The organism is Streptomyces palmae, assembly GCF_004684805.1.
Lineage (GTDB): Bacteria > Actinomycetota > Actinomycetes > Streptomycetales > Streptomycetaceae > Streptomyces > Streptomyces palmae.
Genome location: NZ_SRID01000021.1, coordinates 12,400 through 38,256, shown reverse-complemented (window position 1 = coordinate 38,256; position 25,857 = coordinate 12,400). Strand labels below are relative to the sequence as shown.

Here is a 25,857-nt window from a genome sequence, read left to right as displayed (position 1 = left end):
GGCCCTACCCGCACCCGACTACACCACCAACAGCACCCACCAAACCCCCCGCACCCCCCGCGAGGAAATCCTCGCCGGCCTCTTCGCCGAAGTACTGGACCTGCCAAGCGTCGGAGTGCACGACAGCTTCTTCGACCTCGGCGGCCACTCACTACTGGCGACACGTCTCACCAGCCGCATTCGCACCACCTTGAACGCCGAACTGACCGTGCGCGACCTGTTGGACAGCCCCTCCGTCGCCGCTCTCGCCGAGCTGATGGAGTCCGGTGGGGCCCGCAACCCCTTCGACGTGCTGCTGCCGTTGCGGCCCTCGGGCGACCGGCCGCCGCTGTTCTGCATTCACCCGGGTGTGGGCTTCGGCTGGTCCTACGCAGGTCTGCTGACCTCGATCGGCAAGGACCGGCCGCTCTACGCCATCCAGGCCCGCAGCCTCAGTGAGCCTGGGCTGTGTCCGCCGAGTGTGGAGGACATGGCGCGGGACTACATCGAGCAGATCCGCACCGTCCAGCCCACCGGCCCGTACCACATCCTCGGCTGGTCCTTCGGGGGGCTGGTGGCCTTCGCGATGGGTGTCGAACTGCAGCGGCAGGGTGAGGAGATCGGTTTCCTCTCCATTCTCGACACCTATCCGGGCAAGGAGTACGAGATCGGTGACGACCGGGTGCCGGAGCACATGGCGCTGGCCATGCTGCTGGAGGACTTCGGCTGCGAGGTGGACCCGGACGATCTGCCGACGCTGAGTCGCGACCAGTTCGCCCAGATCATGCACGAGCAGGTCGACTCGCTGAACTTCCTCGAAATCGGCCAGATCCACAATCTGATCGACACCTGGACGAACAACATCGAGCTGGTGCGCAGGTTCTCACCCGGCCGGTTCGACGGGGACGCGCTGCTGTTCACCGCGGCGATGGGCCGTACCGAGAACTCGCCGAGCAGGGACAGCTGGGACCCGTATGTGAGCGGCTCGGTGAAGAAGATCGACATCGCGTGCACCCACGGCGGCATGATGCAGCCTGATCACGCCAAGGAAATCGGCCGCCTCATCTCGGCGCAGCTCGACAAGAACGCCTGAGAAACCCCTGTCCTCGAATCCGCTGACGTCACCGGATTTCGCCGGACCTCATGAGTCTCCAGAGAGGAACAGAACCCATGGCCAACCCTTTTGAGGACGAGAACGCGGAGTACCTGGTGCTCCGGAACGACGAAGGCCAGTACTCGCTGTGGCCCGTGTTCGCCGAGGTGCCCAGCGGCTGGAGCGTCGCGAAGGAGAGGGACAGCCGCGCCGCGTGCGTGGAGTACATCAACGCGTCGTGGACGGACATGCGCCCGCGGTCGCTGGCCGTCGCGTCACAGGCCCGCACGGCCTCATCCTGACAACACCCAGAGGAGTCAATCCGGTGTCCGAACAGCAGACCAACGCGGATTCCGCAAAGGAATCGGCACCCCTCGCACCGCCCGGGGCGGCCGAGGATCTCTCGCCGCGACGGTGGTTGGTCCTCGCCGTGCTGTGCCTGGTGGTCACGGTGGTCGAGGTGGACGCGACCGTGGTCAATGTCGCGCTGCCGTCCATGGCCGTCGAACTGTCGGCGAGCAGCAGTGATCTCGCCTGGGTGAACGACTCGTACATCCTCACCTTCGCGGCCCTGATGCTCATCGGCGGCCGACTCGGCGATCAGTTCGGGCACAAGCGTCTGCTGATGGGCAGCCTCGGGCTCTTCGGCATCGCGTCGCTGCTGTGCACCCTGGCGTCCAACACCGAGCAGCTCGTCGCGTGGCGCGCGCTGCTCGGCATCGGCGGCGCGGGCATTCTGCCCGCCTCGCTCGCGCTGGTCACGGTCTCCTTTCCCAAGTCCGAGCGGCCCAAGGCGATCGGCATCCTCAGCGCCATGACGGTGCTCGGCCTTCCGCTCGGGCCGGTGCTCGGCGGCTGGCTGCTCAACCACTTCTGGTGGGGTTCGGTCTTCCTGATCAACCTGCCGATGGTGGCGTTCGCGCTGATCGCCACGCAGCTGCTCATCAAGGCCGAGGCTCCCGAACAGGGCGCCGGCGGACTCGATCTGCTGGGCGTGGCGCTGTCCACGCTGGGCACGGGCGCGCTGCTGTACGCCGTGATCGAGGGGCCCCACAAGGGGTGGGGCTCCCCGATCACGCTCGGCGCCGGGATTCTCGGCGTGGCGCTGCTTGCCGCGTTCGCGGCCTCCCAGCGCCAGGCGAAGGCACCCGTGCTCGACCTGCGGCTGATGCGGATGCGGGTGTTCGTCGTCGGGTCCCTGGCGACGGCGCTGAGCTTCTTCGTCTTCTCCGGCATCATGTTCGTGCTGACCCAGTACCTCCAGGGGGTGCTCGGCTACCGGCCGCTCAACGCGGGGCTCGGCCTGGTGCCGCTGGCGGTGCTGTTCACGCTCTCCAGCGTGGTGGCCGCGCCACTCGCCGCGCGCATCGGCAGCCGCGCCGTCATCGCGATCGGCCTCATGCTGGTGGGCGTCGGCATGCTCATCCTGCTCGGCGCGGACGAGTCGTCCTCGTACGGGATCGTCGCGGTGAGTCTCAGCTTCACCGGGTTCGGCGCCGGGCTCAACGTGGGCCAGGCGATCGCCGCGAGCCTGAGCGAGATCCCCGCCCAGCTGGCGGGCGTGGCCAGTGGCGCGAGCCACTGGGTGCGGCAGAGCGCCGGTGCGCTGGGCATCGCGATCCTGGGCAGCGTGCTGGCCTCCGTCTACTCCGACAAGGTGCGTTCGAGTCTGGGCGGACTGCCGGACAAGACCGTGGACCAGACGGCCGACTCGATCGGGGCGGTCGAACAGGTGGCGTCCTCGCTCGGAACCGAGCAGGCGGGCAAGGTGGTGGGCGCCGCCCACACGGCGTTCGTCGACGGCATGCACACCGCGATGATCACCGGCGCGGTGCTCAGCTTCCTCAGCGCCGCGGTCGTCTTCACCCTGCTGCCCAAGGGCAACCTGGCCAAGGGCGAGCGGGAGGACGCGGAGCCGGAGGCGGCCTCGGACGAGAGCCCCGAGGCACGCGAGAGTGTGGCATCGGGCACGAGCTGACACCCCCCGTCAGGATGGCGCCGCACGGGAGTTCCCGTGCGGCGCCTCCGCGGTGGGCGGGCCGCGTCACTTCAGTGCCTACGCCCCGGGTGACGGTCTGGGACCGTGCGGTTGCCCGTCCCGTCCCAGATCTCGGCCTTGATGCCGGCGTACCCGTTTGCGCACGTCGGCACGGTGGCGTCCAACGTTCAAGTGTCCTGACCGCCCCAAGGCTCGTCCAGCCGGGGGCGGCCGCGTCCAGAAGCCTTCCGCTCACCGCTCAGCGGAGTTGGCGGCTCAGACGACGCCCACCACAGGGCGGTCAACGAACAGCACAGTTCGATCGACGACGGATTTCAGTCAAGTTGACACCGGACACCTGACGGGTTCCCGTCAAAGCTGCCACGCTTCCACCCAGTCGCCGCAGAGCACCCCTGCAAGCACACCCGCACCCGCACGATGCGGCGATCACGTCGGACATCGCCCGACCCACTCGCACCTCCAGCTCTACCGGGCGGCAACACCCCGTCTGCCCGGCTGTCTCCGGCCGTCCACACCCGGCCGCCGCAGAAGGAGTTCCGTGTGACCGCATTCCCCCGAAGAACCGTCGCCGCGAGCGCGTTGTTGGCCGGCGCCGCGATGATCGCGGCCGCGCTGCCGTCCAGCGTCGCCACCGCCGGCACGGTGAGCCAGGCCCCGGCCAAGGCCGAGGCCCGCGCCGGCGCTCTGCCGGTGCAGTTGTCGCCTTCCCAGCGTGGCGAGTTGCTGGCCGCGGCCGACGCGTCCCGGGCGGCGACCGCCAGGTCACTGCACCTGCGGTCGCAGGAGGCCCTGATCGTGAGGTCCGTCCTGAAGGACGCGGACGGCAGCCTGCACACCCGCTACGAGCGGACCTTCGCCGGACTGCCGGTCCTGGGCGGCGACCTGGTCGTCCACACCGCCGCGAACGGCGCCGCCAAGGGCGTCACCAAGGCCACCGACGCGACCATCACCGTCGCCTCCACCACCGCCGCCAAGAGCGCCGGCTCCGCGAAGACCTTCGCGCTGGGCCGCGCCAAGGCAAAGGGCGTCGCGAAGGCCAAGGCCGGCACCGCCCGCAAGGTCGTCTGGGCCGCGTCCGGCACCCCGACCCTGGCCTGGGAGACGGTGGTCGGCGGCACCCAGGCCGACGGCACCCCCTCCGAACTGCACGTCATCACCGACGCCAAGTCCGGCAAGAAGCTGTTCGAGTACCAGGGCGTCGAGACCGGCGTCGGCAACAGCGAGTACTCCGGCCAGGTCACCATCGGCACCACACCGGCCGACGGCGGCTACTCGATGACCGACGGCACCCGCGGCGGCCACAAGACCTACGGCCTCAACCACGGCAGCTCCGGCACCGGCACGCTGTTCACCGACCCGGACGACACCTGGGGCGACGGCACCACCGGCAACCCGCAGACCGCCGCCGTGGACGCCGCCTACGGCGCCCAGCTCACCTGGGACTACTACAAGGACGTCCACGACCGCAACGGCATCAAGGACGACGGCGTCGGCGCCTACTCACGCGTCCACTACGGCAACGCCTACTCCAACGCGTTCTGGTCCGACTCCTGCTTCTGCATGACCTACGGCGACGGCGCCGGCAACACCAAGCCGCTCACCGCCATCGACGTCGGCGCCCACGAGATGACCCACGGCGTCACCTCCAACACCGCGGGCCTGATCTACAGCGGCGAGTCCGGCGGCCTCAACGAGGCCACCTCCGACATCATGGCCGCCGCCGTGGAGTTCTGGGCCGGCAACCCCTCCGACCCCGGTGACTACCTCGTCGGCGAGAAGATCGACATCCGCGGCAACGGCACCCCGCTGCGCTACATGGACAAGCCCTCCAAGGACGGAAAGTCCAAGGACGCCTGGTACTCCGGTATCGGCTCCATCGACGTCCACTACTCCTCCGGCCCGGCCAACCACTGGTTCTACCTGGCCTCCGAAGGCAGCGGCGCCAAGACCGTCAACGGCGTGGACTACGACTCCCCGACCTCCGACGACCTGCCGGTCACCGCGATCGGCCGGGACGCCGCCGCCAAGATCTGGTACAGGGCCCTCAGCACCTACATGACCTCCTCCACCGACTACGCCGGTGCCCGCACCGCCACCCTCCAGGCCGCCGCCGACCTGTACGGGCTGGGCAGCGACACCTACATCAACACCGCCAACGCCTGGGCCGCCATCAACGTCGGCCCGCGCGTCGTCGGCGGCATCATGCTGACCAACCCCGGCCCCCAGACCAGCGGGCTCAACGCCGCCGCCGGCCTCCAGATCCAGGCCACCGGCTTCAACCCCGGCGTCCTCACCTACTTCGCCACCGGCCTCCCCGACGGCCTGACCATCAACCGCACCACCGGCCTCATCACCGGCACCCCCACCACGGTGGGCACCAGCGACGTCACCGTCACCGTCAGAGGCTCCATGCACGGCATCACCACGGCGACCTTCAGCTGGTACGTCGCCAAGGGCGTCTTCGAGAACACCACCGACGTGCCGATCCCGGACGCGGGCCCCGCGGTCTTCTCGGACGTCGACGTCACCGGGATCTCGGGCCAGGCACCGAGCGACCTCAGGGTGGACGTGGACATCAAGCACACCTACCGCGGTGACCTGGCCATCAACCTGGTCGCCCCCGACGGCACGCTGTACCCGCTGAAGGACAACCTGCCCCCCTCGACCGCCAATGTGCACGCCACCTACAGGGTGGACGCCTCCAGCCAGGTCGCCGACGGCACCTGGAGGCTCCAGGTCCAGGACCGGTACCGCATCGACACGGGCTACATCGACAGTTGGAGGCTCGTCTTCTGAGACGGCGCTTGCCGGGGGCGTGAGGACTCGTCGTCCCTGCATGGCGGACGTGGTCGAGCGGCTGGTGCCGGACGGGATGCGGGTGTCGTCCCGGCGGGTGGTCCCGTCGACCGAGGAAGCCTCCGCAGGGCGGGGGCCGACGGCGGGCAGGTGACCAACGAGACCTTGGCAGCGATCTTCTCCGTAGCCACCTCGGGCTGTACCTGACGGCGACTTCCGCCCGCGTCGGGCCGGACCCGGCCCACGGTCCACCGGCGCTTCACCCGGTGGAGCCGGGACCGGGTCCGGGCCAGGCCCCACCGGGTCGTCCTCGACGAACGCCGAGCGGCCCGTCCGGGCGGAGCGGGGACAGTTCCTCGATGCCGTCGCGCAGCGCGGCGAGTTCCTTGGTGCGGCCTTCCACCACCGCGCCGAGCGCGGCGTGCGGGGGCGGGCGACGAGCCGTGCGCCGTCGGGTTCGACCAGGCCGAGGCCGGTCAGCTCGCCGACCGCCGCGCTCCCTCAGGGCATCCCTCACCGGATACAGTGCGCGGGACGGCAGCCTGGCCAGGGAGGGGAAGCGTGACCGCCACCGGCAACATCCGACCCGCCGACGACGAAGCGCGAGCGCCGCGGCAGAGCCGACCGCACCGCCTGATGCGGTTCATCCCCCTGATCGCCCCCGTCCTGCTGTGGGCCGTGCCCTGCTGGGTGCTCCTGCTCAGCGGCCAGCACTGGCCGCGGCCCGTCACACTGGTCGGCACCGCCCTGTTCGCCCTCGGCCTCATAGCCATGCCGATCGCGATGCTGCGCGGCCACGGCCGGCGCCAGCAGGACCGGGCGGCGATCGTCGGTGACACCCTGCTGGGCACCAGTTGGACCCTGTTCACCTGGTCCGTGCTGATCGGCGTCCCGTTGCGGCTCGCCCTGACCGCGGCCGGCGTCGGCGAGAGCCAGGACCGGGCCCGCATCGCCACGTGGGCGGTCCTCGGTGTCACCGCCGCACTGCTCGGCTGGGGGTACACCGAGGCCCGCCGGGTGCCACGGGTGCGCCGACTCGACGTACGACTCCCCCGACTGGGCGCCGGCTTGGACGGCTTCCGCGTCGTCCTCATCACCGACACCCACTACGGCCCGCTCGATCGCGCTCGCTGGTCGGCACGGGTGTGCGAGACGGTGAACACCCTGGAAGCCGACCTGGTCTGCCACACCGGCGACATCGCGGACGGCACGGCCGAACGCCGCCGCGCCCAGGCCGTCCCCCTCGGTACCGTGCGGGCCGCCCGGGCCCGTGTGTACGTCACCGGCAACCACGAGTACTACAGCGAGGCCCAGGGCTGGGTCGACCTGATGGACGAGTTGGGCTGGGAGCCGCTGCGCAACCGCCATCTGCTGCTCGAACGCGGGGGCGACACCCTCGTGGTCGCCGGCGTGGATGACGTCACCGCCGAGTCCTCCGGTCTGGCAGGCCACCGCGCCCACCTCGCCGGAGCCCTGGACGGCGCCGACCCCGAGCTGCCCGTCCTGCTCCTGGCCCACCAGCCCAAGTTCGTCGACCGGGCGGCGGCCCACGGCGTCGACCTCCAACTCTCCGGCCACACCCACGGCGGCCAGATCTGGCCCTTCCACCACCTGGTCCGCATCGACCAGCCCGCCCTCGCCGGCCTCAGCCACCACGGCACCCGCACCCTCCTCTACACCAGCCGCGGCACCGGCTTCTGGGGCCCGCCGTTCCGTATCTTCGCCCCCAGCGAGATCACCCTGCTCGTGCTCCGCTCCCCGCACCTGCCCGCCTCGTAGCACCACGCCACTGCCGTCGCCGGCGGCTCGGGAGCGGGGGAGGGCGTCGGCGCCCTCCCCGGCGCGGGGCCGGACGGCAAGGCGGCGCGCGCCCGTTCGGCGGCGCACTGCTGTCAGTGGTACATGGCAGCATTTCGGCGCATGGCAGACAGCACGGCATTCGACTGGCGGCCCTTCCTGCTCAGATGGAGCGAGGAGTGGGCGGATTCCCTCTCGGACGGCAGCACGCGGGGCGAGGACGACGAGGCCGCCCGGCAGGCGCGCTGGCTGGGATTCCCGGCCGCCTCCGAGGAGCGGATCGCGGCCATGGAGCAGCGCCTGGGCCTGCGGATGCCCCCGTCCTACCGGGAGTTCCTCAAGGTCAGCGACGGATGGCGGCACGCCGGCGGGTTCGTACGGCGGCTGGCGGGAGCCGAGGAGGTCAGCTGGCACGACGACAGGTCGGAACTCGCGGCCGTCTTCGAGAGGTTCCTGAAGGAGGACGCGGGGCCCCGGGAGCGCCGGGAGGCGGGCCTGTGGCGGCGCGGCTTGCAGCTCGACGCTGAGTCCCAGGCCACTCATGTCCTCATGGATCCCGAGGACGTGGACGAGGACGGTGAGTGGGCCGTGTACACCTGGACGAGCTGGCGGACCACCCCCTTCGAACGGCATGCGAACTTCACCGCGTTCATGGAGGCGATGCACCGGGAGTTCCACGGCCTGCGTGCGCGCCGGGACGACGGGGAACCGGAGTTCGTCAACGGCACCACGCGGCGGCTGGACGCCTGGATGGAGGAGGCCCGGCTGGAAGCGCTGAGCGGCGACTGGGAGCGGGCCGAGAAGACGCTGGACGAGGCGAGCGGGTACGGCAGGCCGCGGGCCACCGGGCTGGGTGACCAGATACGCCGCCTGCTCGGCAGGACCTCCTCGGTCTTCTTCGAGGGCGTGGTGACGGATCCGCGGTACGCGCCCGATCTGCTGCCACCGCTGGTCGCCGAGCACGCGGCGCACTCCTACCGGGACGATTCCACGCTGTCGTACCGTCTGCGGGGCGCCGACAGCGAGCTGGTGTCAGGGGCTTACGCGATGCTGGACCAGGTGCGGAGTGGCACCTACCGGTACGCGCCGACCGGACCGTTCGGGGAGGCGGTCGAGCGGGCGCGGGAGCTGGCACGGTGGGGGGACACCGACGGGGCGTGGCGGACCCTGGTGGACGCCCTGCCCCTGTGGGAGCCGCTGGGACCGGACCACCTGGCGCCGCTGGGCTGGGTGGCCGACCCCCTGCTCGGGCCGCTGTTCACCCCTGAGCGGGGCCGCGAGCTGCTGTCCACACCCCGCGGCGGGCGGATGGGTGAGGCACCGCCGCCGGCGGCCGGGCTCGACCCGGGCGGCCTGGCGTGGCTCTCGGAGCCGGACCCGAGCAACAACCGCGCCTCCTACCGGTTCGTCCTGGTGGAGGGGGTGGAGCCGGAGGAGTTGGCCGACCGTCTCGCGGACGGGGACGGCGCCGTGCTGGACGAACCCATGACCTTCTGGGAGGCCCACCACAGGGCGCTGCGGAACCGGCGGGAGTTCTCGTCCTACGAGGACCGGGCGCGCATGGCGCTCGGCCGGGCCGGCGCCGGCTGGAGTTTCGCCTACGACGGCGATCCCGCCTCGTTCGACCCGCGGCGGTTCGTCTCCCCGGCCGCGGCCGTCAGCGCGGGGACCCGCGCGGTGGTGGTGTGGAGCGGTGTGCGGGAGTGGCGCGGGGAGCCGTTCTTCCACCTTTCGGTGGCCCGGGACGGGGCCGAGGAGTACGCCTTCACCTACGCCGACGGAGGGGTCCGGCGCAGCGGGGAGATACCGCGGGCGCTGGACCCCAGCCGGTTCTTCGGTGATCTGGAGGACGCCGCCGAGGTGGAACGGCCGCTGCTGGAGGCGGTGGCCGGGGAGTTCGATGCCCATCTGCCGCGCCACGCCCTCGAGATCGGGCGGCTGCACACGTTCACCACCCGCTCGTGGACCCGGCCGCCGGCGCACGGTGAGGCGTACGCGGTGATCCGGATGAGCTGAGCGGCTACCCGCCCAGCGGTCGGCCCGCGGGGTTCCCCGCCCACACCTCGGGGGTCCGGCCCGACCAGGGGCTTGCCTGTTCGAGTTGCCCGGCGAGGCGGAAGAGAAGGTCTTCGCGCCCGTAACCGGCCGCGAACTGCATACCGATCGGGAGCCCCGTCTCGGCGTCGGCCGTCAGCGGTACGGACATGGCGGGGGTGCCCGCCACGTTGAACGCCATGGTGAAGGGCGAGCGGTCGTTGAGGCGGTCGATCCAGCCCAGGCCGTCCAGCGCCGCCGCGCCCTCGGCGAAGGTGCCCAGGGGCACCGGAGGCTCGGGCAGGGTCGGGGTGAGCAGGATGTCGTGACCCTCGAAGTACCGTGCCAGGCTTCGGGCCACCCGGTTGCGGACCGCCAGGGCGGTGACGAACTGGGCGGCACCGACCCGCTGCCCGTAGTGGTAGCCGGCGAGCGTCACCGGTTCGAGGGTCGAGGAGTCGATGGGCCGGCCGGCGGCGGCCGCCAGCCCGTCGATCCAGGCCGCGAGGTTCGCTGTCGACAGACGGGCGTTGGCCAGCACGAACTCCGGCCAGTCGACCCCGAGGTCGACCTCGGCCTCGGCCACCTGGTGACCGAGGGATTCGAGCAGCCGCACGGTGCGGGAGAGCGCCTCGGTCACCGGCGCGGTGGTGCGGCGTCCGCCCCACGCTTGGGCGAGGACCCCGATCCGCAGACTGCCCGGGTGCCGAGTGACCTCCTGCGCGTAGGGCCGGGACGGCGGCTGCGCGAAGTAGGGGTCACCGGGCTCCGGGCCCTGGATGAGGTCCAGCAGTGCCGCGCTGTCGCGCACCGTGCGGCTGACGCAGCCGTGCACGGTCAGGCCGTTAAAGATCTCGTCGGCGTCGGGGCCCATGGAGACCCGGCCGCGGGTGGGCTTCAGGCCGAACAGTCCGTTGCAGGCGGCGGGGATGCGCAGCGAGCCGGCGGCGTCGGTGGCGTGGGCGACCGGGGCCACCCCGGCGGCGACGGCCGCGCCCGCGCCGCCGCTGGATCCGCCCGCGCTCCGCTCGGTGTCCCACGGGTTGCGGGTCGGACCGTAGAGCACGGGTTCGGTCGTGATGTCGTAGGCCATCTCCGGTGTCGCGGTACGCCCGAACGTCACCAGGCCGGCGCGGTGCAGGCGCCGCATCAGGAAGGAGTCGGCGTCGGCGACGTGGCCGGCGGTGAGACGGCTGCCCAGCTCCACCCGCCGGCCGGCCATGGAGACTCCGAGGTCCTTGATCAGGAAAGGCACACCGGCCAGTGGCGTGCTGCCGGGGGCGGGCCCCTCGCCGGCCTTCCAGGTCTCGACGATGGCGTTGATCCGCGGGTTGACGGCCTGCGCCGCCTCGTGCGCGGCCGCTTCCAGTTCGCCGGGGGTCACCTCGCCCTTGGCCACCAGCTCCGCCAGCCCGACCGCGTCGAAGCTCACGTACTCGGTACTTCTCACTGCCACTCTCCCAGGAAACGTTCGAGACCGCTGAGTACCTGACGATACCCATCGGTATCACATGGGCCGGACTGGTACCGTAGCAGCGAGTGAGGGTGCCCACCACGGAGGAGGTCAGGGAGCAGCCATGGCATCGACGGCCGGCAGGCCCGGCAGGGTGGCGAAACTGCCGCCTCGCGAGCGCATCCTGGACGCGGCGGAGGAGCTCTTCCAGCGCGAGGGGATCCGGCGGGTGGGCGTCCAGGCGATCGCCGAGCGGGCGGAGACCACCAAGATGGCGATCTACCGGCACTTCGGGACCAAGGACGCACTGGTCGCGGAGTGGCTGCGGATCCTCGCCGCCGAGTACCAGGCGGCCTTCGACCGGGTCGAGACCGAACACCCCGGCCGGCCCAGGGAGCAGATCCTGGGCCTGGCCCGCTTCATCGCCGAGGGGCTCCCGGAGCTCTCGTACCGGGGCTGTCCCTTCGTCAACTCCCTCGCCGAGCTGCCCGACCGGTCCCATCCCGCACGACAGGTGATCGAGGAGCACAAGGCCCTTCAGACCCGCAGACTGATCGGCATGTGCGCCGAGGCCGGGCTGCCCGACCCGGGGCAGGCCGCGGCCGAGATCACCTTCGCACTCGAAGGGGCGCAGGTCAGCACGCAGAACGGAAGCATCGACCAGACGGGGGACCGGCTGATGAGGATCGTCGAGGGGATCGTCGATCGGCACCGCTCCCCGCTCGACGCGTCCCGGACGGACACCGGCTGACCGCTCCGGTCACGGCCCGAAATCGGGTGCGCGACCGCGTGACGGCAACCGATCATGTGCGTCATGGCCGACCAGCTGACGATCAGTACCTTGACTCTGCGGCACAGGATTCCCGACGACTGGGCAGCGGATCCCTGGGCCGAGGTGCGGCCCCTGATCGACGGCGTGGACGTCCTCAGGGAGGTCCATCCGGAGGGGGTTGCACCGAGTTGCCGAGACTGGACAGGACCGGCGGAGACCTGGCCGCTGGCGGTCGCGGAGGAACCCCGACGGGTCATGATCACCGAGCCGACCTGCACGGCCGGCTGCTGCGGGGCCCTGTACGTCACCCTGCGCCGCGAGGGCGATCAGGTGGTCTGGGACGGCTGGGAGAACACCAGCGACACGACCGCCGTGCCTCCGGAGTTCCGCTTCGACGCCGAGCAGTACGAGGCCGAACTCGCGCGGGCCGCGGCGGACCGCGGCTGGGAGGAGCCGGTGGACACGGTTGCCCGACTCCTTGGGCGGACCCTGGCGGACAGCGGGTGGTTCGAACGCTGGGGCTGTGTCCTGGAGGATGTCCGGCCGCGTCGCGAGGAGCCCGGACTCCCCGAGGAACTCACCAGCCCCGAAGGGGTGGACGTCGTGTTCCACCAGGTCCGGGAAGCGGACGGGGGTACCGACCACTACGCGTACGAGCTGTTCGTTGCCCGCGATCAGTCCGTCGAGGAGCAGGTGCGGCGGCTCGCGGACCGCATTCTGGCGGATGATCCGCGGAAGACCGCCGACAGGCTGGACGGCTGAGGAGCAGCCGCGAAGGCCCCGACCGGAGAGCGGCCCCGTCGTCGGCGAGGCCGCTCTCCGGTCAGGGCACCCCTCCCCCTGATGGGTGGCCGGGTCCGGAAGGCAGGGGTCGGAACCGCCCGCCGGCGCGCCGATGCTCCTGGCCCGCCGCGGCCCGGCCCGGACTCCCGGGCCGGGCCGCGGCGGGCCCTCGCGAGGTCAGGAGACCAGCGGGGCGTCCACCTCGGTCAGCTTCACCGTGCACAGGCCGCCGCGTTCGGCCCGCACGTCCGTGACCTCGAGCTGGGTACCCGGGGCGAGGATGTACTCCTCCTCCCCGGTGAACGCGGAGAAGCTGCGGATCCCCACCGCCCGCGCGGGGGTCACCTCGAACAGCGTCCGCTTGCCGCGGCTGCCCAGGAAGGACCGGGCGACGCTCAGCTCGGAGGTGCACGAGGAGACGCCCCACCAGGTCACCGTCTGGCCGACGGGGTACTGCCGGCGCAGGTCCAGTGCGACACCGCGCCACAGCGGCCGGGTCTGGGCCGGGAGCCCCGAGACCGCCGAGAACAGCAGCCGCAGGTACGGGAGGTAGGGCACCACGCGGCCGCGGTCCGCGGAGCGCAGCACGGCATTGATGTCGCGGTAGAAGCCCGACTCGCAGGTGTAGAGGAACAGCGCGGCGATGGCGTCGGCCGACAGCCCGCCCCCGGCCTGCTCGTCCGCCCGCCGCTTGCCGAACTCGCGCGAGCGGTCGATGTGCCGGCCGAGCCCGGACAGCACCTCGGCGACCGGGGCGACGGCGTCCTCGAAGGGCATCAGCGGGGTGTCGAACACTCCGGTGACCGGAGGCAGGACATGGCCCTCGTCCCGGACGCTGGTGAGCCGCTCCAGGTACAGCTGGTGGAGCTCCATGGTGGAGGCGATGAAGGCGCCCATGCGGGCGGCGACGTCGGTGTCCCCTCCCTTGGCGCCCGCGCCGGCGCCCGATCCCGCTTCGGCCGCCGGCTGGTCCCAGCCCTTGCTCGGCAGCCAGTCGATCGCGTCCATGCCCAGCGACAGCAGCGCCTCGTTCACCGCGGTGAAGTGGTCGCCCTCGCAGAAGAGGTCGCCCTGTGCCGCCGGGTTGGCGTGGTCGATGTGCCGGACCTCCACGCCCGGGTACTTCTGCTGCAGGCGCAGCACGGTCTTCTTCAGGCTGCGGGCGTGGGCGCCCCACCAGGCGAAGAGGACCGCGCGGTCCGCCTCGTCCTCGGCGTCCTGCTTGGCGCGGAGGATCTCCTCGACGATCCGCTCGGCGACCGGCCGCCAGAAGGCGGTGTGTTCTTCGGTCGCCATGGCGCCGTCGGCGCTGGCGGTCAGCGAGGCGTTGAGCAGCAGCACGCCCTGGGTGAGCATGGCCTGGAACCACTCGGGCGGCTGGACCGTGTCCCGCTCCTTGAGCAGCGCGCGGACCTCGCCGACGGGGGTCTTCTTGGCTATGCCGTACTTCCACATCGCGGCCGCCTTGATGAGGCAGCGGATGCTGACGACCCGCCCGAACTGGCTGTCCTTCCAGTCGTTGAAGGTGTTGTCGAACATGGCGATGCCGGTGGCGCTCTCCGGCCGCGGATAGGGGTTCTGGCCGAAGGCCACGACCTTCCACTTGTGCGGCGGGTTGGGCTTGAGCGCCTGGAAGGTCAGCTCCCGCACGGGTACGACCTGGGGGCTGCGGCCCGGGCCGATGAACTCGGCGGCGTTCGGCCGGGCCTCGATGGCGGGCTTCAGCAGCGGAAGCCAGGGCTCCCCGCCGCCTGTGAACAGGTCGGCCAGGCCCAGCGGGTCGTTCGGGTCGGGTTGCGGCGGGGTCGCGGTGGCGTCGCTCATGGAGGGGGAACTCTCCGTCGTGGTACCGGGGGTCGGAAGGGGGCCGCTGGTCGGCGAACCGGCGGGATGAGCCGGCTGGGTGGGCGTGTGGCCGAGGTCAGCGACGAAAGGAATGCCCTTTCGGCGGCATGATCCGCACCCTTGTGGTCGGCGGGGCCTGGTCGATGCCGGCGAGCTGGGAGGTGATCACGGCACGCAGCTCGTCGTCGTTCTCGAACCAGTGGTCGTGGAAGAGCGTGTAGCCGGTCCACATCAGGTTGGCGCAGACCCGGGCCGGCACCCGGCCGGTCTGGGCCCCCATCCCGACCAGCGCCACCGAGCGGATGCTGCCCGGCGCCTGCCGGTTCTGCCGGTGCACGGCCTGGAAGGCCGCCGCGCAGGCCATGGCCACGTTCAGCGTCTCGCTCACGTTCTGCGAGGAGCCCACCATCGTCGGCGTCGAGATCACGAAGCGCGGGACCGTCGCGCCCGACGGGACGCACACGGCGCTGCCCACCGGCAGTTTCCCGGCGAACCGGTCCCGGATCGCCCGCTGCACCCGCAGCTGTATGCCCGCCCCGAGGTGCCGCTTGATGACGGCGTCGACCCCGCCGTCCATCCGGCCGGCCGCGTTGGTCGGCGTGACCCACGCGTCCACCTGCTCGTCGAGGATCGAACCCCGGCGGATCTCGATGCCCGGTGTGTCGGCGAACGCCGCCCGCCACGCCTCCACCACGACCTCGTTGACATCCGTCAGGACCACCCTCAGCGCGGTCTCCACACAGCCCTCGGTCATCGCACATGCCCCCCTGTCAGGAACGGGTTCTTCCAACACCTCCGACGCTAACGGGCACCACTGACAACGCCTCCCGGGGGCGGGGGCGATCTGTCGTCACCGCGTGGAAAAGGGCGCCTGACCGGGCAGCTGCCCCGCCGGCGCCCTTCTCGGGTCCGGGGCTCGGATGACCCGCGGTCAGCCGAGCCCCGGGGTGGGCCAAACGGTCACACGGTCGTGCGGTCGTGCGGTCGTGCGGGGGTCACACCAAGATGCCCGTGCACTTGTCGTCGATGTAGGCCTGCTTGGCGGCCTCGTCACGCGCGGAGGTCAGATAGCGCGACCACGCGCGGCGCTCGTGGGCCGTGCAGTCCAGCTCGAAGATGTTCTGGGTCGGCTTGAGCGCGCCCTCCTTCGGCGGATACGGGTGGAAGCCGTTCTCGTCCCGGCCGTAGAGCGTCTGCCACATCTCGTTGGTGTTCCGCCAGGCGACCACGAGAAGGAAGTAGCCCTCGCCGTCGAGGTGCAGCATGGCGTAACCCAGCTCGTCACGGAACTCCAGCCGGCCGGCTTCCACCTCGGCCCGCAGGAAGTCCCGTGCCTGCTCCCGGATCCCGTCGGGTGTCTCGCGGCCGGCCAGGTAGATGTCGTACCACTTCAGATGTGCGCCGGGCAGGGCCAGATCGTCCGCCGGGACGATCGACTTCTCGGTGTGGACGTAGTCGGACGGAACCTCGGCGAGCCGTGCGATTGTTGTGGTCATCTCCACCAATCCCATGTCGGTTGCGGCTGTTCAGTGGTTCGGTTCGTACAGTCCGGTGCGCTCCAGTTCGCGCACCCGCTCGTAGTCGGCTTGGAGCCGGTCCGGGTCGTCGTGGCTCAGGTACATGTAGCCGGGCGAGGTGGCCAGGTCCACGGTCCGCTCGATCCGCTTGCCCGTCGGCTGGGTGACGACGAGTTCGAGGAAGGACTCCAGATCGCGCACCGGCTGCCAGCCCGCCTCGTCGGGGATCACCCCGTCGCGTGGCACGATCAGGTTCATGAACCGCACGTGGTTGAGGAGCCGGTAGGTCGGCAGCCTGCCCGCGGTGACCTCCTCGGGCCGGGCGATGGCCAGGGCCAGCAGGTCGACCTGGTTGGTGCCGATGGACCGGGTGACGAGGTCCGGCAGGTGCGCGCCGCCGAGCCGGGCACCGCACTCGACCAGCACCGGGCCGTTCGCGGTCTGCATGATCTCGGTGTGGGCGGCGCCGTTGCGGATCTCCAGCGCGTCCAGCACGCCGAGCGCGTACTCGCCGACCTGCTTGGCGTCCGGGTCGTTGAAGGGCACCGGGTGCTCGTTGCTGACCATGGAGCGGTTGCTGTCGATCCGGTGCTTGCGGTAGCGCCAGATCTCCACGATGTGGTGCTTGCCCTCCCGGCTGACGGTGTTGACGAAGTACTCGTCACCGTCGAGGAAGCCCTGCGCGAGCGCGGTCTCGTTGTGCCTGCCGTACCGGTCGGTGGCCGCGCGGATGCTCGCGTGCGCGGCCCTGATGTCCTCGGCGTCGTGGCAGAAGTGGACGTTGTCCATGCCCGCGCTGGCGACCGGCTTCAGCACGACGGGCCACTGGCCGCGGGTCTCGGCCCAGGTGACGACCTCGTCGGCGTGCGGCGAGGCGAAGCTGTCCGCCACGGCGAGGCCGGCCCGTTCGACGGCCCGCACCATGCGGTGCTTGTCGCGCCGGGCCGGCGGATCGCTCGGGCCGTTGCCGGGCGTGCCGAGCGCGGCGGACAGCGCGTCGGCGAGCAGCACGCCCGACTCCATCGCGGCCACCACGAACCCGACGCCCAGCTCACGCAGTCGCGCGGCGGTGGCCTCCAGGTCGCCGTCGTGCTGGATGTCGATCTCGAAGTCCGCCGGCTCGTAGCTCAGGTGCACATCGGGGAACTGCGAGCGGACGTGGAGCGGTTCGACACCGTGCCGGCGCAGCGCGGCGGGCAGGAACCGGCCGATGCCGTAGGCGTCGACGATGGCGCATTTCATGGGCTGACCTTTGCTTCCTCGGTGGGTTCGGCCTCGGTTCCCGCGTCGTGTTTCGCCCGCGCCACGGTGCTGATGCCGACCAGCGCGACGATGCCGACCACACCGGTGAAGGTGAGCGCGGACACCGTGAGCCGGTGGTCGGTCAACTGCAGGAGGAACGCGAACAGCGGTGAGAGCGTGAGCAGGACCGACGCGGTGATCGGCTCGGTGTGCTTGATGCCGACCTGGAGCAGGTAGAGCGGCACCCCCACCCCGATCACCGCGATGAGCAGGGAGGGCAGGAACGCCTCCGGCACGCCGTCCCGGTCGTCGAAGGCCACCAGCACCCAGGCCACCAGGATCATCAGGAAGAACCGCAGGGCCAGCACCGACTGCGGCTTGAGGTCCGCCTCGCTCAGCCGCTTGGAGTAGATCACGTTGGTCGCCGAGCCCAGCCCGGTGATCAGGGTGAGCACGATCCCGATCGCGGTCTCGGTCGCGGAGTTGTCGCCGATCCCGCTGCGGCCGGTGAACGAGCCCCACACCAGCATCGCGATCATCACGCCGATGACGAGCGAGACGACGACCTCGGTGCGCAGCACCGTCGTCCCGGGCCGCAGCACCGGGCTCACCAAGACGGTCAGCAGGGGGCCGAGGGCGAGCCCGACCACGTTGACGATCGCCGGTTCCAGGAACTTCAGGGCGTACAGCATCGACAGCCAGGTCACGGCGGTCGTCACGTTGATCATGATCACGTCGTAGCGGTTGTCGCGGAACGGTCGCACGGTGGCCGCCGCACCCCGCCGGACGATGTCGCCGCCGAAGAAGAAGACGGCGGCCAGGGTGAACGAGATGGCCGCGACCGTCGCCGGGCTGTGCGACTGGAGCTGGTTGCCGGCGAAGACGTCGAGTGCCGCGGTGAGGAACGCGAAGCTGGTCAGGGGGATGAGCCCCTGGGCCAGCCGCGCCTTGGACAGGTCGGTCATCGAAGGGGCGCCTCGGGGATGCTGGCGGAAGCCCGGGTCAGAGCGTCCTCGTCGACGGTCTCGTCGTCGAGCTGACCCGCGAAGTACTTGTCGTACGCGGTCAGGTCGAAGTGGCCGTGGCCCGACAGGCCGAAGAGGATCGCGCGTGACTGCCCCTCCTCGCGGCACCGCTTGGCCTCGTCGATGGCCGCGCGGATCGCGTGGGTCGACTCGGGCGCGGGCAGGATGCCCTCGGTCCGGGCGAACTGCACGCCCGCCTCGAAGCACCCGAGCTGGCCGACCGCGATCGGGTCGATCAGCCGCTCCTCGATGGCCCGGCTGATCAGCGGGCCGATGCCGTGTGCGCGCAGGCCACCCGCGTGCACCGGGGGCGGTACGAAGGTGTGGCCGAGGGTGTGCATGCGGAACAGCGGGCCGAGTCGGCCGGTGTCGCTGTAGTCGTAGGCGATGCTGCCCTTGGTGAGGGTCGGGCAGGCGGCGGGCTCGACGGCGATCACCCGCACCGCGGGTCCGCCGCGCAACTGCTCGCCCAGGAAGGGGAAGGACAGGCCGGCGAGGTTGCTGCCGCCGCCCGAGCACCCGATCACGATGTCCGGGTAGTCGTCGGCCATGGCCATCTGCCGCAGTGCCTCCTGGCCGATCACCGTCTGGTGGGCCAGCACGTGGTTGGCCGCGCTGCCCAGTGTGTAGCCCAGCGTCGGGTCCTGCGCCGCCACCTCCAGCGCCTCGGAGGTGGCGATGCCGAGGCTGCCCGGTGAGTCGGGGTCGGCCGCGAGGATCGCCCGGCCGGCCGCGGTCTCGATGCTCGGGCTGGGGATGCAGACCGCGCCGAAGGACTCCATCAGCGCCCGGCGGTAGGGCTTCTGCTGGAAGCTCACCTTGACCATGAAGACCTTGGCGGTCATGCCGAAGAAGGAGGCGCTCAGTGCCGCCGCGCTGCCCCACTGGCCGGCGCCGGTCTCCGTGACCAGGCCGGTCTTGCCGGCGAGCTTGTTGTAGTAGGCCTGCGGGATGCCGGTGTTCGGCTTGTGGCTGCCGGTCGGCGCGACGCCCTCGTACTTGTAGTAGATGCGGGCCGGGGTGTCGAGCGCGCGCTCCAGCCGGCGGGCCCGGAAGAGCGGTGAGGGCCGCCACTGGGCGTAGAGCTGGCGGACCGGCTCGGGGATCTCGAACTCCCGCTCGGTGCTGGTCTCCTGCTCGACGAGCTGCTCGGGCATCACCTGCAGCAGCTCGTCACGGGTCAGCGGCTTGCCCGTCGTGGGGCTGACCGCGGCGGGCTCATCGGTCTCCGGTAAGTCGGCGACGATGTTGTACCAGGTGGCCGGAAGGTCCTTCTCGTCGAGCTGGAACTTGATCTTCTCCACGTCGGTCCTTAGGTGCTCGTGTCCGCTATGCGGTCGGGTGGGGGCCGGCTTCGTCCACGAGTGAGCCCGCGGCGGTCCTGGCGGAACTCGCGAAGAGCAACGGATGCGCCTGCCGGATGCCGCCGACGACCTGCTCGTAGGGCACGTCGTCGAAGTCACCGTGCATCTGCAAGAACTCCATGTGTCTGCGGCCGAGTTCATCGTAGGGGTGGTACAGGCTGTCGGAGCGGCCGTCGAAGTCGAGTGGCGCGATCTTGTACAGCCGGCACAGCAGCTTGTTGAAGACCGGCGTGGCCTTCACCCACTTGCCCTCCAGGTGTACGGAGGTGAGGCTGTGGTAGCGGAAGACGTCACCGCCGACCAGCTCGCGCAGGCGCTCGGAGGCCAGGTGGTTGCGCACGTCGCCGTAGAAGAGGCGGCTGGGGATCCCGACGGAGCGTACGGCGGCCGCGTACACGATCGACTTGTGCACGCAGAAGCCGAACCCGGCCTCGATGACCGAACTCGCTTTCAGCCCCGACCGGGAGAGGTCGGCGCCGTACACCTCGTAGCGGATGCCGTCGCGCACCGCGTGGTAGAGCGCGATCGCCTTGTCGACGTCGGTCTTGGCGTCCTGTGCCGACAGTGCCTTGTCGACGAACGCCCGTACGGTCGGTGACTCGTGGTCGAGGTACTCCGTGGGACGGGTGAGCCGATACAGATCAGAATCCATTGCTGCTCATGCCCTTTTCGGTGTGGCGGCGCGGTTCAGTCCCATGAGGGTCGATATCCGTTGCTTCTGGATCTCCGTGGTGCCCGAGTAGATCGTCCCGGCGACGGCGTTGCGCATCTCCTTCTCCAGGCCGTACTCGGCGGTGTAGCCGTATCCGCCGAAGATCTGGATCGCCGACAGGGCCGATCGCACGTTGGCCTCGCTGGTCACGAGCTTGGCGATCGCGATGTCGGTGGCGACGTTCTGGTTCGAGGAGAGCTTCTCGGCCGTGTCGTAGAGCCACTTCCGCGAGGTCTCGACGTCGATCTTCATCTCCACGATGCGGTTCGCCGTGGACTGGTACGAGCCGATGGGCGCGCCGAACTGGGTGCGGGTGCGGGCGTACTCGACACACCGCTCCAGGCGGTGCCGCATCTCACCGAGGTTGATGACGAAGGAGCACAGGATCTCCCACTTCATCACGTGGTCCAGGACCAGGAACCCGGCGCCGACCGATCCGATCACCTGGCTCCTCGGCACTCGGACGCCGTCGAGGAAGAGCTCGCACAGCGGCGAGGTCCGCAGGCCCATCTTCTCGATGGGCCGGCCGGTGGTGAGCCCCGGCGTGTCCCGCTCGACCAGGAAGGCCGTGAGACCCGCCGGGTTCTCGGGCTTGCCGGTGCGGGCGTAGACCACGATCAGGTCGGCGAGGGGGCCGTTGCTGACGAACGCCTTCGTCCCGTTCAGTACGAAGGCGTCGCCGTCGGCCACCGCGGTGGTGCGCATGCGCATGATGTCCGAACCGCCTTCGGGTTCGGTGATGGCGTGCGCGCCGATCGTCGTCCCGGAGCAGATCCCCGGCAGGTACCGCGCCTTGAGCTCGGCGCGGCCGTACCGGTGCAGGGCCACGCCCGCGCTCACGATGTGCGTCGAGGCGGAGAAGTTCAACCCGCCGTCCCGGCAGCTCTCGCCGAGCGCCTCCAGCACGTACATGGTGGTGAGGAGGTCCTGTCCGAGACCGCCGAACTCCTCGCCGAACGGAAGCCCGAACAGCCCCGTCTCGGCGAGCCGCTTCCACCCGCCCTCGGAGAAGGTGCCGGTGCGGTCGCGTGCGATGTGCTCGGCGCCGAGTGCGGGTCCGATCGCGCGGATCGCCTCCCGCAGCTCGCGCTGCTGGTCGTTCGCCTGCAGCACAGCCGGTCCTAGTACTCGGAGCAGTCGTCGTCACCGAGTTTGTGCCGTTCGTCGCCGAGCAACGGCGGGTTGAAGACGCTGATCAGGTCCAGATCGGTGTCCGGCGCGGCGATCAGGAAGTGCGAGTCGTGCTCGTTCAGCGCGTACATCACGCCCGGCGTGATCTCGTGGGTGACGGCGCCGTCGGCCGTCACGACCTGTCCGCGGCCCGCGATGCAGTAGCAGGCCTCCAGGTGGTTGCGGTACTGCAGCCACGACTTGGTGCCCGCCCGCACGACGGTGTGGCATAACGTGAAGCCCATGCCGTCGGCTTCGAGGAGGAACCGGTGGCTTGTCCCGTTGCCCCACTCGACGACCTTGACCTCGTCCTTCTGCCTGACGATCATCTCGCCCCCTCCAAGGAGTCGGGTATCACTTGCCTGTTGTCCTCTTGACGAACTCGCTCATCGCGTCGACCGACCGGAAGTGGTCCGGGGAGATCTCCACCTCGTCGATCGGGACCTGGAAGCGCTGCTCGACCCAGGAGATCAGCGCGAGTAGGTCCAGGCTGGTGACCACTCCGTTGTCGAGCAGGTCGTAGGAGGTCTCCAGCTCTTCGCGGGGTGTGCCCGGCAGGTACTCCGCGAGGATGTGCGTCCTGATGGCTTCGGTGATGCCTTCGGTGGTGGTCATGACCCTCCTGCCAGCAGCTCTTTCCTGATCAGCTTCCGGTCGACCTTGCCGGTCGAGGTGTGCGGCAGCGGGCCGTCGACCACCTGGATGACCGCGGGGATGGCGGCCCGCACCAGCCGTTGCGCGCAGTGCTGCCGCAGCCCCAGCCCGGTCAGCCGGTCGGACCGGCGCCGGACGACCGCGTGCAACCGCCGTCCCGCCTGGGGGTCCGGCACGGCCACCACGCCGACCTCGGCGACCTGCGGGTGTTCGGAGATCACCCGCTCGACGTCCTCGATGCTGACCCGCACCCCGCGCACCTTGACCTGGAAGTCGGTCCGGCCGACCAGCCTCAGCTCGCCGTCCGCGCCGCGCGAGACCAGGTCGCCGGAGCGGAAGTACGTGGTGCCGTCGGGCTCGGTGGTGAACCGCGCGCCGTCCTCGTGCAGATAGCCGCGCGTCTGGAACGGCGTGGCCACCCAGAGCTCGCCGGTGCCCGCACCGGTCAGCTCGCCCTCGTCGGTCATGATCCGCGTGCGGACCCCCGGCAGCGGCCGGCCCAGCGGCAGCACCTCGTGGGTGTCCGCCTCGTGCCCGTCGAAGGAGTGGACGAAGCTGTCGTTGGTCTCGGTGCAGCCGTAGACGTTGTGGAACCGCGCGCCGGGGAAGACCGCCGGCAGCTCGGCGCGCAGCGGTCGCGGGGTGTGGTCCCCGGTCAGCACGACGTGCCGCACGCCGGGGAACCGCCGGCCCGAGGACCGCACGGCCTCGGCGACGACCCGGAAGAACATCGGCACGGCCTGCACCACGTGCGGGTCGTCCTCGAGCAGCCCGACCAGATGGCCCGGGTCCACCGCGTGCTCGGCCTCGACCAGCGCCACCCGGCCGCCTGCCCGCAGTGTCGCCCAGACGTCCAGCAGGCACAGGTCGAAGTTGAGCGGCGCGTAGTTCAGCACGTGCACGCCCGGCCCGATCCCGAACATCCCGACGGCCCAGCGCATGAACCGGTCGGTGGATCCGGCCGTCAGCGGCACGATCTTCGGCGCCCCGGTGGACCCGGAGGTGGTGAGCAGGAACCGCACGTCGCCGCTGGGGCGGGCGGGTGCCCCGGTCTCCCGCAGCTCCAGCCCGGAGGCGGTGGCCGCGGCGGTGGCTGTGACGATGTGTTCGCAGCCCGCCCGGTGGACCAGCTCGGCCAGTGCCGTGCGGCCGAGGTCGGGTGAGGGCAGCAGCACGGCGCGGCGGGCCAGCACGCAGGCCAGCACGAACGCGACCACCTCGGGTGACTTGGGGGCCACGACCGCGACCGGGCCTTCGCCGGGGTGCCCGGCGAGGTCCTGGTGCGCCCGCCGGACGAGGTCGGCCAGTTCGGCGTAGCTGATGTCGGCGCCCCGCCACCGCAGTGCCGGATCCCGCGGCCGCGCGGCCGCGATCTCCAGTACGTCCTCGGTGAGCCCGGTCACCTGGAGTTCCCGTGAGTGTCCGGTATGACGGCACGGGTGCCGCGGAAGAAGTTCCGCGGATCGTACTGCCGCTTGACCCGTGTCAGTCGGGCGTAGATATCGGTGCCGTATGTCTCCACGGCGTCACCCGGGTTGTCCTCGAGTGAAATGTAGTTGACGTATCCGCCGGGGTGTTCCCAGTCCCGCAGGGCGGCCATGGTCCGCCGCGCCCACGCAATTCCGGGGGTGTCGAGTTCCGCGTCATCCCAGGAACCGTACGCACTCACCATGAACGGCGCCTGGCGCTGGGGAAATGCGGAGTCCTCCGCACTGCCGCGCGAGATGGCGCCGAGCAGGAACTCGATGTCGATGGAACCGGTGCTGGACGGATTGGCGCCGGCCGCCGCGACCAGGCGGTCGATGGCTTCGTCGTCCAATTCGGAAACGTATCCCGACTTTGTGTAGTAGCGGCGCCCGTCGGGTGCGCTTTCGTCGCACATCGCCTGGAGTTCCAGGTAGGTCATCTCGGTCTCGGTGGTGGCGCCTTCCGGCATTGCGGCGAAGAGCGCGTCGGCTTCGGCTCGGCTTTCTCCGTCATCCGCCGAACAGATGGAGAGGAAGTCCAGCACCGGACGGTCCCGCAGCTCCTCGGGAACCGGGTCCGCGGGCCTGGTGTGCCGCAGTCCGCCGAGCAGGTGGAAGTCGTCGGAGAGCGTGCCGGTGAACTTCCGGTAGCTGCGCAGTGCCGCGGCGGCGTTGTCGCCCGCGTACAGGCCGGTCCGCACGAGCATGCGCTCGGCGGGGCGCAGACGCAGCCGGAACCTGGTCACGATGCCGAAGTTGCCGCCGCCGCCGCGCAGGGCCCACAGCAGGTCCTGGTGCTGTTCCTCGGATGCCTCGACCACCGACCCGTCGGCGAGCACCACCTCGGCGCCGATGATGTGGTCGCAGGTCAGGCCCCATTTGCGGGCCCGCCAGCCGTAGCCGCCACCGAGCGCGAGCCCGCTGAGGCCCGTGTAGGAGTAGACGCCGGCGGGGCAGATCAGGTCGTGGGCGGTGGTGGCCAGGTCGACGTCGCGCAGCAGGCAGCCGCCGTCCGCCTCGGCGATCCGGTTCTCGGTGTCGATCCGTACCTCGCGCATCAGGGAGAGGTCGATCACCACGCCGCCGTCGACCACGGAGGTGCCCGCGACGTTGTGTCCGCCGCAGCGCACCGAGACGGGAAGTCCGGCTCCGTGCGTGTACCGGACGGCGGCGCTGACGTCGGAGGTCGTGCGGCACCGGGCGATCAGCGCGGGCCGGCGGTCGATCATCCCGTTCCAGATGCGGCGGGCCGTGTCGAACTCGGCGTCCTGGGGCGAGATCAGCTCACCCGTGAACGCCGCCCGCAGCTCCCGCGGATCGGAAAGGTCGCGTGGTAAGTCATCGGCGCTTGACAAGCTCAACGCAGTTCCTCACGTTTCTGTGTACGGCGTTCGCAGTCACACGGAAATTCGTCGGAGACATGGCGCCCACGACGGTGCTGATCAACTCATCATGAGTGAGGAATCAGCGCAACAGTCACCGCGATAGCCTGGATGGGGGGTTTTCATGCCGCGCCGCTTTCGACGACACCGGAGCGGAATCAACGGAAGGTGTGCGACCTCTCTTCCGCTGAACGTACCTTGACGAAGAGTGAAGGACCGAAAACGCAACCACGCGTCAGAGTGAGTACGGTCACACCCCCGTCGGCGTATCGAATTGGGGAGCTGGTGATGTGGATGCTAATCGAGCGACCTCTGTGACGGCAAGGGTCTCTGTGGGGAATGGGGAATACCTGTACAGGAGTTGAGGTGACCCACCTCGGAACCGCCGACTTACTCGATGAGTGATCATTTTTGGTGATCAAGGACTCGGCAGTTCTCGAAGTGGCCATTTGACGATCAAGGTTCACGCGGTGAACGGACGGGCCCGAACGGCAAAGGCTCGATCCACCGCACGAACCGAGCCGCGGAGCGTTCCCCGCGGAGGGCGCGCCACTCGCCCGCCGAAGCCAGGGCGAGGTGGCCTGAAATCGCCATTGATGCAGGGGGGCGCGAGGCTGGTGAGACACACCGGGACACCGGTCCTCTCCTGATGAGCGGAGTCCAGGGAGGCTTTTCCACGCTGACGCGCAGAAACATTAGTTCCGGCCAACCCTTTTCCCGCCCGATGATGTTCGCGAATGGGCATGCATATGCTCGTGACAGGTTCATTCCGGA

21 protein-coding genes are annotated in these 25,857 nt (G+C 70.3%); 8 read left to right on the top strand and 13 right to left on the bottom strand.

Annotated elements, in window-relative coordinates:
• The 6 genes from E4099_RS04355 to E4099_RS04330 form a co-directional block, all read left to right on the top strand.
• Positions 1-1,072: thioesterase domain-containing protein (locus E4099_RS04355; RefSeq protein WP_135337583.1), on the top strand; the 1,072-nt coding region annotated here is incomplete at its 5' end.
• Positions 1,073-1,149: 77 nt separating this feature from the next.
• Entirely contained in the window at positions 1,150-1,374 is a 225-nt protein-coding gene (locus E4099_RS04350; RefSeq protein WP_135337582.1) for an MbtH family protein, read from the top strand.
• Positions 1,375-1,397: 23 nt separating this feature from the next.
• Positions 1,398-3,050, top strand: coding sequence for an MFS transporter (locus E4099_RS04345; RefSeq protein ID WP_167828288.1), 1,653 nt, complete (start codon positions 1,398-1,400; stop codon positions 3,048-3,050).
• A 618-nt stretch (positions 3,051-3,668) separates the two neighbouring features.
• A complete protein-coding gene (locus tag E4099_RS04340) occupies positions 3,669-5,867 on the top strand; it encodes a M4 family metallopeptidase (RefSeq protein WP_135337585.1) in 2,199 nt (732 codons plus the stop codon).
• 561 nt (positions 5,868-6,428) lie between these two features.
• Positions 6,429-7,646 (top strand): metallophosphoesterase, encoded by a 1,218-nt coding sequence (locus tag E4099_RS04335; RefSeq protein ID WP_135337580.1) that lies wholly within the window; start codon positions 6,429-6,431, stop codon positions 7,644-7,646.
• Positions 7,647-7,787: 141 nt separating this feature from the next.
• The gene (locus tag E4099_RS04330; RefSeq protein ID WP_135337579.1) at positions 7,788-9,680 is read left to right on the top strand and encodes an SMI1/KNR4 family protein; all 1,893 of its coding nucleotides are present in this window, start codon (positions 7,788-7,790) and stop codon (positions 9,678-9,680) included.
• 4 nt (positions 9,681-9,684) lie between these two features.
• Here E4099_RS04330 and E4099_RS04325 read toward each other — a convergent pair whose 3' ends face one another.
• Positions 9,685-11,148 (bottom strand): amidase, encoded by a 1,464-nt coding sequence (locus E4099_RS04325; RefSeq protein WP_135337578.1) that lies wholly within the window; start codon positions 11,146-11,148, stop codon positions 9,685-9,687.
• Positions 11,149-11,275: 127 nt separating this feature from the next.
• Here E4099_RS04325 and E4099_RS04320 point away from each other — a divergent pair, with 127 nt between their 5' ends.
• Entirely contained in the window at positions 11,276-11,902 is a 627-nt protein-coding gene (locus E4099_RS04320; RefSeq protein ID WP_135337577.1) for a TetR/AcrR family transcriptional regulator, read from the top strand.
• A 63-nt stretch (positions 11,903-11,965) separates the two neighbouring features.
• On the top strand, positions 11,966-12,685 hold the full coding sequence (locus tag E4099_RS04315; protein WP_135337576.1) for a hypothetical protein: 720 nt from the start codon (positions 11,966-11,968) through the stop codon (positions 12,683-12,685).
• Between the two features lie 198 nt (positions 12,686-12,883).
• On the opposite strand, the gene E4099_RS04310 is transcribed toward E4099_RS04315, so the two are convergent.
• The 12 genes from E4099_RS04310 to E4099_RS04255 form a co-directional block, all read right to left on the bottom strand.
• A complete protein-coding gene (locus E4099_RS04310) occupies positions 12,884-14,530 on the bottom strand; it encodes an ADP-ribosyltransferase domain-containing protein (RefSeq protein WP_135337575.1) in 1,647 nt (548 codons plus the stop codon).
• Positions 14,531-14,627: 97 nt separating this feature from the next.
• Positions 14,628-15,305 (bottom strand): macro domain-containing protein, encoded by a 678-nt coding sequence (locus E4099_RS04305; protein ID WP_135337574.1) that lies wholly within the window; start codon positions 15,303-15,305, stop codon positions 14,628-14,630.
• A gap of 241 nt (positions 15,306-15,546) precedes the next feature.
• On the bottom strand, positions 15,547-16,047 hold the full coding sequence (locus tag E4099_RS04300; RefSeq protein WP_135337573.1) for a hypothetical protein: 501 nt from the start codon (positions 16,045-16,047) through the stop codon (positions 15,547-15,549).
• A gap of 30 nt (positions 16,048-16,077) precedes the next feature.
• A complete protein-coding gene (locus tag E4099_RS04295) occupies positions 16,078-17,310 on the bottom strand; it encodes an ATP-grasp domain-containing protein (protein WP_135337572.1) in 1,233 nt (410 codons plus the stop codon).
• Positions 17,307-18,275 carry a DMT family transporter gene (locus tag E4099_RS04290; RefSeq protein ID WP_135337571.1) on the bottom strand — a complete coding sequence of 323 codons (969 nt, stop codon included), beginning with the start codon at positions 18,273-18,275 and terminating at the stop codon, positions 17,307-17,309. The genes E4099_RS04295 and E4099_RS04290 overlap by 4 nt, the downstream gene beginning before the upstream one ends.
• Complete coding sequence (locus E4099_RS04285; RefSeq protein WP_135337570.1) at positions 18,272-19,639, bottom strand: TrpB-like pyridoxal phosphate-dependent enzyme; 1,368 nt, start codon at positions 19,637-19,639, stop codon at positions 18,272-18,274. Before E4099_RS04285 ends, E4099_RS04290 begins: the two co-directional genes overlap by 4 nt.
• A 25-nt stretch (positions 19,640-19,664) precedes the next feature.
• Positions 19,665-20,351, bottom strand: coding sequence for a transglutaminase-like domain-containing protein (locus tag E4099_RS04280; RefSeq protein ID WP_135337569.1), 687 nt, complete (start codon positions 20,349-20,351; stop codon positions 19,665-19,667).
• Positions 20,352-20,357: 6 nt separating this feature from the next.
• Positions 20,358-21,524 (bottom strand): acyl-CoA dehydrogenase family protein, encoded by a 1,167-nt coding sequence (locus E4099_RS04275; protein ID WP_135337568.1) that lies wholly within the window; start codon positions 21,522-21,524, stop codon positions 20,358-20,360.
• Positions 21,525-21,532: 8 nt separating this feature from the next.
• Entirely contained in the window at positions 21,533-21,910 is a 378-nt protein-coding gene (locus E4099_RS04270; protein ID WP_135337567.1) for an ectoine synthase, read from the bottom strand.
• Between the two features lie 25 nt (positions 21,911-21,935).
• Positions 21,936-22,196, bottom strand: coding sequence for a phosphopantetheine-binding protein (locus tag E4099_RS04265; RefSeq protein WP_135337566.1), 261 nt, complete (start codon positions 22,194-22,196; stop codon positions 21,936-21,938).
• Positions 22,193-23,638: a class I adenylate-forming enzyme family protein gene (locus tag E4099_RS04260; protein WP_135337565.1), complete on the bottom strand. Its 1,446-nt coding sequence runs from the start codon at positions 23,636-23,638 to the stop codon at positions 22,193-22,195. The genes E4099_RS04265 and E4099_RS04260 overlap by 4 nt, the downstream gene beginning before the upstream one ends.
• Positions 23,635-25,062: an FAD-binding oxidoreductase gene (locus E4099_RS04255; protein WP_209446518.1), complete on the bottom strand. Its 1,428-nt coding sequence runs from the start codon at positions 25,060-25,062 to the stop codon at positions 23,635-23,637. Before E4099_RS04255 ends, E4099_RS04260 begins: the two co-directional genes overlap by 4 nt.
• Positions 25,063-25,857: the final 795 nt, after the last annotated feature.